7 protein-coding genes are annotated in these 7,861 nt (G+C 71.2%); 3 read left to right on the top strand and 4 right to left on the bottom strand.

Translation table 11 applies throughout. The features are described 5' to 3' along the window. Positions 1-627, top strand: a 627-nt coding sequence (locus CCN51_RS28560; protein ID WP_086860226.1) for a response regulator, incomplete at its 5' end; no start/stop codon positions are given. Positions 628-641: 14 nt separating this feature from the next. Here CCN51_RS28560 and CCN51_RS28555 read toward each other — a convergent pair. Then, positions 642-1,439 (bottom strand): aminotransferase class IV family protein, encoded by a 798-nt coding sequence (locus tag CCN51_RS28555; RefSeq protein ID WP_014175655.1) that lies wholly within the window; start codon positions 1,437-1,439, stop codon positions 642-644. Positions 1,440-1,767: 328 nt separating this feature from the next. On the opposite strand from CCN51_RS28555, the gene CCN51_RS28550 reads away from it, so the two are divergent. Then, positions 1,768-2,676: a GNAT family N-acetyltransferase gene (locus CCN51_RS28550; RefSeq protein WP_014175656.1), complete on the top strand. Its 909-nt coding sequence runs from the start codon at positions 1,768-1,770 to the stop codon at positions 2,674-2,676. Positions 2,677-2,765: 89 nt separating this feature from the next. Beyond that, complete coding sequence (treZ, locus tag CCN51_RS28545; RefSeq protein WP_014175657.1) at positions 2,766-4,586, top strand: malto-oligosyltrehalose trehalohydrolase; 1,821 nt, start codon at positions 2,766-2,768, stop codon at positions 4,584-4,586. Between the two features lie 240 nt (positions 4,587-4,826). Here the strand turns inward: treZ and CCN51_RS28540 are convergent, their stop codons facing one another. The 3 genes from CCN51_RS28540 to CCN51_RS28530 form a co-directional block, all read right to left on the bottom strand. Continuing rightward, positions 4,827-5,357 carry a LysR substrate-binding domain-containing protein gene (locus CCN51_RS28540; protein ID WP_014175658.1) on the bottom strand — a complete coding sequence of 177 codons (531 nt, stop codon included), beginning with the start codon at positions 5,355-5,357 and terminating at the stop codon, positions 4,827-4,829. A gap of 113 nt (positions 5,358-5,470) precedes the next feature. Continuing rightward, positions 5,471-6,772 carry an RICIN domain-containing protein gene (locus CCN51_RS28535; RefSeq protein WP_014175659.1) on the bottom strand — a complete coding sequence of 434 codons (1,302 nt, stop codon included), beginning with the start codon at positions 6,770-6,772 and terminating at the stop codon, positions 5,471-5,473. Positions 6,773-6,872: 100 nt separating this feature from the next. Continuing rightward, a partial coding sequence (locus tag CCN51_RS28530; protein WP_086860224.1) for a ricin-type beta-trefoil lectin domain protein occupies positions 6,873-7,861 on the bottom strand: 989 nt, incomplete at its 5' end.

Raw genomic sequence — 7,861 nt, 5'->3', positions numbered from 1 at the left:
CCGCTGGTCCGCGCCGGGCTGCGGCTGATGCTGGGCGGCGCCTCCTCCGGTATCGAGATCGTCGGCGAGGCGTCCGACGGCGCGGAGGTGGCCGCGCTCGTGGACCGCCACTCCCCCGACGTGGTCCTCATGGACATCCGCATGCCCACGGTGGACGGGCTCACCGCGACCGAGCAGCTGCGGCAGCGCGAACCCGCCCCCGAGGTGGTGGTCCTGACGACGTTCAACGCGGATGAGCATGTGCTGCGGGCGCTGCGCGCCGGAGCGGCGGGCTTCGTGCTCAAGGACACGCCGCCCGCCGATCTCGTCGCGGCCGTGCGACGGGTGGCGGCGGGCGAGCCGGTGCTGTCCCCCACCGTGACCCAGCAGCTCATCGAGCATGTGGCGGGCTCCGGCAGGGACGCGCGGCAGGAGCGGGCCCGGGCGCTGCTCGACCAGCTGAACGACCGCGAGCGCGAGGTCGCGGTCGCCGTGGGCGAGGGCAAGTCCAACGCGGAGATCTCCGCGGGCCTGTTCATGAGCGTCGCGACCGTCAAGACCCACGTCTCACGGATCCTGACCAAGCTGGATCTCAACAACCGCGTGCAGATAGCCCTGTTGGCCCACGACGCCGGCCTGCTCGAATGACGGTCCCCGCAACCTCACGGCGCGGTGGGTGATTCGGCCTCGTAGGCGTTGTGCAGCAGCTCCAGGAAGGACGGCGCCTCGGGCAAGGACACGGAGCCGATCCGGCTCACCGCCACGCCCGGCGTCCAGGAGTTCATGACCACGCCCCCGGCCAGCGCCGGCAGATCGGCGAGCGTGATGTCCTGGACGCGCTGGGGGACGCCGAGGCGGTCCAGTTGCCGACGGACGATGCTCATGGTGATCCCGCCCAGCACCTCGGCCTGGGGCCACACCACCGAGTCACCGTCCCAGAAGGCGAGATTCCAGATCGTCGCCTCGCTCAGCCGCCCCCGCCCGTCGACGAACGCGGCGTCGTCGAAGCCCTGCGCGACGGCCTGGCGGAGGAGGTACGTCTTGGCCACCTCGCCGACATGCTTCACCGCCGGGAGGAACCGCTCATGCTCGACCGCCGCCAGCGCCAGCGGGCCCTCCGGGCCGGCGGACGGCGGTCCGGTACGGACCAGCACCTCGGGCTCCGCCCGGGCCGCGGTGAACTGGCCCGCCCTCGAGTAGACCGTGGCCGTCAGCGAGAGGTCGGCCGGTCCGGCCTCCAGCGCCGCCCGCAGATACGACCGCACCTGGTCGTCGGGCAGCGCGCGCCCGAACAGCTCCACCGACGCGGTCCGCAGCCGCTCCAGATGGAGGTCGAGACCCCGGACCCGGCCCCCGCGCACCTGCATGGCGGTGAAGTGGGCATAGCCCGCGAAGGCGAGCGGCGCCAGCTCCTCGGCGGTCGCCGCCCGGCCGTTACGGTGTGCGACGAATGACGTCATGATCGCTCCAGCGGTGGGGACGGTAGGGAAGCTACGGAGCGGGCGCGCAATGCCCGCCCCCTGAGCCGACGTTATGGGTTGACATCAATGAGAAGGTCAAGCGCGAGGAGGGCGAGGCGCGCGCGGGGCACCTTCCTGAGCCGTTCCAAAAACGCCTGGACAACGGTTCGTCGGCCCGCATAGAGTGCGGACACGCCCAAGATCGAGGAAGGAGGCGAGAGCCATGAACACCACGACATTCCCGCGCTCCCGCCCCTTGTCCACCGGGCGTACCGCCGTCTGATCATCGATCCGACCGGGAGCGCATCGCCATCCCGGAAGGATTCTCATGACCGAGCTGGTCATCCGCGCGCTCACCGAGAGCGACGCACATCTCTTCAACACCCTGCACGACCCCGGGCACGTCGGCCGTGCCCGCTTCGGCCACACCTACCGCACCCGCGCCGAGGGCGGCGAATACCGCCCCGACTGGACGTGGGTCGCGCTGCGCGACGGCCGTGTGGTCGCCCGCGCCGCCTGGTGGGGTGCGGCCGATGACACCAAGCCCATCGCCCTGGACTGGTTCGACTTCGCCGACGGTGAGGCCGACGCGGCGACGGAGCTGCTGCGCATCACCCCGCTGCGCGCCGAGTACTGCCTGCTGGCGGCGCCCGGCTGGCGCGACCGGCCCGAGGAGCGGGCCGCGGTGCAGGCCCGGATCGACGCGGCCGTCGCCAGCGGGATGGAGCCGCTGGTGGAGCGCTACCACTACGCGTGGACCCCCGAGTGCGGACTGCCCGAGCGGCCGGGGCGGCTGGAGTTCCGGCCGGAGCCCGACGACACGGTAATCGCCGACGTGCTGCGCCAGGTCATGAAGGGCACGCTCGACGCGCACGACCTCCGGGCCATCGCCCAAGGAGGCGTCGACGCCGCGGTGCGCGAGCTGATGGACTTCCTGAACTGGTGCCCGTCGCCGCGCGAATGGTGGCGGCTGGCCTGGACGCCGCAGGGCGAGCTGGTCGGCATCCAGGTGCCCGCGCACAACCCGTCCGGCCCGTGCGTCGGCTACATCGGGGTGGTCGAAGGACAGCGCGGTCACGGCTACGCCTACGACCTGCTGGTCGAGTGCACGCACGACCTGGTGGAGCGGGGCGCGACGAAGATCGCGGCCGCCACCGACCAGCCCAACCTCCCGATGGCCGCGCACTTCGCCAAGGTGGGCTATCCCATCACCCAGGAGCGCATCCACCTCGTCTGATGCCCGGATCCCGGCGGCGTCCTGCTGCGCGGCGCACCCCGCGTCGCGCAGCATGGTCTCCCAGGCACCGCTGAGGTGAGGAGACGCCAGTGCTGTTCGAGGTGTGGGCGCCGCGCGCCGGGCGGGTCGAGCTCCATCTGGAGGGCCGTATCGCCCGTACGGGCGATGCCGGCCGTACGGGCGATACGGGCCGCACGGGCGATACGGGCCGTACGCACCCCATGGAGCGCGATCCGGCCCGGGAGGGGTGGTGGCGGGTGGCGGCCGAGGCCGTCCCCGGCGCGCGCTACGGCTTCGCGCTGGACGGCGGCGCGCCGCTGCCCGACCCGCGCTCCCGCCGCCGGCCCGACGGCCCCGAGGGCCTGAGCGCGGTCAGCGACCCCGCGGGCTTCGAGTGGCGGCGGGAGTGGCGGGGGCGGCCGCTGCCGGGCGCGGTCCTGTACGAGCTGCACATCGGCACCTTCACCCGCGAGGGCACCTTCGACGCGGCCGCCGAGCGCCTGCCGCACCTCGCCGAACTGGGCATCACGCACGTCGAGCTGATGCCGGTGTGCCCGTTTCCGGGGGCTCACGGCTGGGGGTACGACGGTGTGGCGCCGTGGGCGGTGCACGAGCCGTACGGAGGGCCGGAAGGGCTCGCGCGCTTCGTGGACGCCGCGCACGGCCACGGCCTCGGCGTGGTTCTGGACGTGGTCCACAACCATCTGGGCCCCTCCGGCAACCATCTCCCCTCCTTCGGCCCGTACTTCACCGACACCCACCACACGCCCTGGGGGGCGGCCGTCAACCTGGACGCCCCCGGCTCGGACGAGGTCCGCGCGTACTTCCTGGGCAGCGCCCTCGCCTGGCTGCGCGACTACCGCCTGGACGGGCTGCGGCTCGACGCGGTGCACGCGCTGCGCGACACCCGCGCCCGCCACTTCCTCGCCGAGCTGTCCGCCGCCGTGGACGCGCTCGCCGCCGAGGTGGGCCGGCCGCTGTTCCTCATCGGTGAGTCCGATCTGAACGACCCGCGCACCACCACCCCGCGCGAGGCGGGCGGCCACGGGCTGCACGCGCAGTGGAACGACGACTTCCATCACGCCCTGCACACCCTCCTCACCGGCGAACGGCAGGGCTATTACGCCGACTTCGCCGCCGAGGGGCCGCATGCCCTCGCCAAGACCCTGACCGGCGGCTTCTTCCACGACGGCACATACTCGGCGTTCCGCGGCCGCGGCCACGGCGCCGCGCTGAACACCCTGACCACCCCCACGTACCGCCTGCTGGCCTACGCCCAGACCCACGACCAGATCGGCAACCGCGCGGTCGGCGACCGGCTCTCCGCCCGGCTCTCCCCCGGGCTGCTGGCCTGCGCGGCAGCCGCCGTACTGTGCTCGCCCTTCACACCGATGCTGTTCATGGGCGAGGAGTGGGGGGCGGGTACGCCCTGGCAGTACTTCACGGACCACCAGGACCCGGAGCTCGCCGAGGCCGTACGGCGCGGCCGGCGCCGGGAGTTCGCCGCCCACGGCTGGGCGGAGGAGGACGTCCCCGACCCGCAGGACCCGGCGACGCGGCTGCGCTCCTGCCTGGACTGGACCGAGCCGGCCCGCGAGCCGCATGCGAAGCTCCTCGACTGGCACCGGCGGCTGATCGCCCTGCGCCGCGCCGAACCGGCCCTGACCGACCCCCGGTGGTCCGCCACCCGCCCGTCCGTCCCCTCGGACGGCTGTATCCACTTCCGGCGCGGCCCGCTGTGTGTCGTGATCAACCCGTACGGCCACCCGGCCGAGGCCCGCCTCGGCCCGCACGCCACCGACTGCACCGAGGTCGTCGCCGCCTGGCGGCCCATCGACCCGCCCGACCCGGACGGCACCCTGCGGCTGCCGCCGGAGACGGCCGTGGTGCTGCGGTGGCGCGATCTCTGACCGGCCGCCGACACCGGACACAGATGTCTGCGGCCGTGGCGAACACCTCTCGGGTTGCTCCACCTGCGAGGGGCATGGCAGCGGGGGCGAACTCCGAAGCGCTGGCCAGAACAGTGCGCAGGAACTGCGCGGACTCATCGATGTCGAGCGCTGCCATGCAGAGATGGCTTGAGTACCCGCTCCTTCACGAATGCGGCCACGTGCAGCCGGTTCGCAGCAGCCGGATCGATAGCCGCACCGTCAGCCCCGCCGGACCGCCCCGAGCTGGGCACGGTGCAGGTCTGGGGCGGTGAATCGCTGCGCCACCGTGCGAAGGACGCGGACCATCGCCTGGGCGGGTGGAGTGGCGGGGCGTGCCGCGGCGCGTGCGAGGAGGATGCGGCGAGTGGGGGCCGGGACGTCGGAGGCGAACGGCAGGAGGCGTACGTCGCTGCGTCGGCTGGTGAGGGCCAGGCGGGGTGCGAGCGCGATGCCAAGACCGGCGGCGACCATGGCCTGCGCCTCCTGGTAGTCGTGCGAGGAGTAGGCGATGCGCGGCTCGAATCCAGCCTGGCGACAGCTTCGGCGCAGGACGTCGGCGACGGGGTGGTTGTCGGCGCGGATGATCCACTCCTGGTCGGCGAGATCGCCGAGGCGCACGGAGGGATGTGTGCGCAGCGGCGAGTCGGCAGGGACGACCAGCACGGTGGGGTCGTCCAGCAGGTGGGTGAGGGCGAGCGCCGGATCGTCGAGGCGGTTCCACTCGTAGTCCCAGAGCAGCCCCTGCTCCACCTCGCCGCTTGAGTGTGCCGTTCACCGACAGATTCGGCGTGACCGGCGGCACAAAGCTGATCCCACGGAGTGGAGCCAGGATCATCCTGGCTCCACTCCGTGGTGCAGGCATGTCACTGGAACTGTGAGAAGAACCTCCAGATCTCTGCTTTGGTCCAAGTGGCGACGCCGCTTTCGCCGGGGGAGCCGTCGACCGGACCGGGTATGTGGTCTCCGTCGAACGCGGCCCATTGGACCGGGTATCCGGCACGGCAGCCCGAGTAGGTGGTGGTGATGTGCGTTCGGCTGCCCGGCGCGGGCTCGCGCGGGCTCTGGGGGGTGCAGCCGTTGTTGCTGACGAACCTGTCGCGCAGGGACCGTCCTTGCGCGATGTTGAGGACGGAGTCGCTGATGCCGTGGATTCCGAAGTAGGCGATGGGCTGGGTGCCGCCGCTGCACCCGCTGATCTCAGCGCCGGAGATGACCGCGACGGCCCTGAAGACGTTCGCCCGGCTGCATGCGAGTGCGTAGCTCATACCGCCGCCCCAGCTGAATCCCGTGGCGAAACGCTGTGCCGGGTTGACACAGAGGCCGCCCTCGATTCGCCGGATCATGTCGTCGACGAAGGTGATGTCCTCACCGCCCGAATTGGCCCAGCCGTTGCCGAGGCCCTGGGGGGCGACGAGGATCGCGCCATTGTTCGACTGTTCCTGTTGGCCGTAGTAGGACCAGGCGTTCCCGCTCGTGCCGCCCGAGGCGACGTCGCCGGCCGTTCCGCCCCGCCAGTGGAACGCGAAGATCAGCCGGTAGCGGTGGCTGTTGTCGTAGTTGGCGGGAACCCTGAGGATGAAGCTGCGGCTCTTACCGCCGCTCTGAATCGTGTGCGTACCGCTCGCCAGAGTCGGGGCACTGCCGCATCCGCCGCCGCCACCGGACGACAGTTCGATCATCTGCCATTGCTGGTTGGCGCCGCCCCAGTCGGTGTACTGGACGACGTTGCCGCCGTCGGCGGTGGAGGCGCCCTGCACCTCCACCGCCTTGCTGCTGGTGCGGTTGATCAGCCGGACGTGGCCCGCGTCGGAGTCGGCCAGGCGGAACTGCTGGTTGGCCCCGTTGTGGTCGGCCCACTGCTGGATCGCGGCACCGTCTGCGCTCGAGGCGCCGGCCACGTCGAGAACCTGGCCCGAATGCCGGGCCTTGAGGCGGTAGAAGCCGTCGCCGGAGGCCACGAACTGCCACTGCTGGTTGGCTCCGTCGTTGCGCGTCCACTGGCTGACCCGCGCGCCGTCGGCGGTGGACGCGCCGGAGACGTCCAGCGCCTTGCCGCTGTTGCGATTGACCAGGACATACCAGGCATTGGTGTCCACCGTCGCCGCCTCGGCGGGCGCCGGATTCACCGCGGCGAGCATGCCGATCGCGAGGGTCGCCGCCACCACGGCGGCGACCCGGGACCACCAGCGAAGTCTTCGTGGAGGGGCAAGGGAAGCCGCACCGTAGGTCTTCATCGATTCACCCTTTCGTTTGTGGCAGGTCCTCTCAGGTGCGGGTCCAGCGTTGGTTGCTGCCGTTCGAGCAGGAGTAGAGCTGGATCAGGGTGCCGTTGGCGGTGCCGCCTGCGACGGCGTCCAGGCAGAGGCCGGACTGGACGCCGACGATGGATCCGTCGGCGTTGAGGCGCCATTTCTGGTTGTCGCCGCCCCAGCAGCTGTAGATCTGGACTTTGGTGCCGTTGCCGGTGCCGGCGGCGTCCAGGCACTTGTTGCCGTAGACCATCAGCTCGCCGGCGGCGGTGTACGTCCACTGCTGGTTGGTGCCGTTGTGGCAGTCCCACAGGTCGAGCTGGGTGCCGTCGGTGGTACTGGCGCCGGGCACATCCAGGCAGCGGCCCGCACCGACGCCCTTGATCGGTCCGGAATCCGAAGGGGGCGTAGAGGAGCCGCCGTTGAGTGCGTTGAGGACGGCGGTGTAGGCGGGCTTCTTGCTGCCGTCGCGGTTGAACAGCAGCGGCGTGTGCTCCGGTCGCCAGGAGTCGGAGTCGCGCACACCCCAGACGGTAATGCCGAGACAGCGCGGGACGGCCAGACAGTCGTTGGTCACGTTGGTGTAGGTCGTAGCCGAGGCGCCCTGGATGTCGAGTTCGGTGATGGCCACGTCGACGCCGAGGGCGGCGAAGTTCTGCAGGGTGGTGCGGAAGTTGCTGTTGTAGGGGCTGTCGTTGTTGAAGTGCGACTGGAAGCCGACGCAGTCGATCGGTACGCCGCGCTGCTTGAAGTCCCGGACCATGGCGTACATGGCCTGGGTCTTGGCCCAGGTCCAGTTCTCGACGTTGTAGTCGTTGTAGCAGAGCTTGGCGGCCGGGTCGGCGGCGCGCGCGGTGCGGAAGGCGACCTCGATCCAGTCGTTGCCGGTGCGCTGCAGGTTGGAGTCGCGCCGGGCTCCCGAGCTGCCGTCGGCGAAGGCCTCGTTCACGACGTCCCACTGGACGATCTTGCCCTTGTAGTGGCCCATCACGCCGTTGATGTGGT

This window comes from Streptomyces milbemycinicus (assembly GCF_002154605.1).
Classification (GTDB): Bacteria; Actinomycetota; Actinomycetes; order Streptomycetales; family Streptomycetaceae; genus Streptomyces; species Streptomyces milbemycinicus.
This window is presented reverse-complemented; position numbering and strand designations above follow the sequence as displayed.

What these genes read in the sequence shown, in the direction of transcription:
- CCN51_RS28555 (WP_014175655.1), bottom strand. Translation starts at nt 1,439, where the DNA reads ATGACGTCATTCGTCGCACACCGTAACGGCCGGGCGGCGACCGCCGAG.
- CCN51_RS28550 (WP_014175656.1), top strand. Translation starts at nt 1,768, where the DNA reads ATGACCGAGCTGGTCATCCGCGCGCTCACCGAGAGCGACGCACATCTC.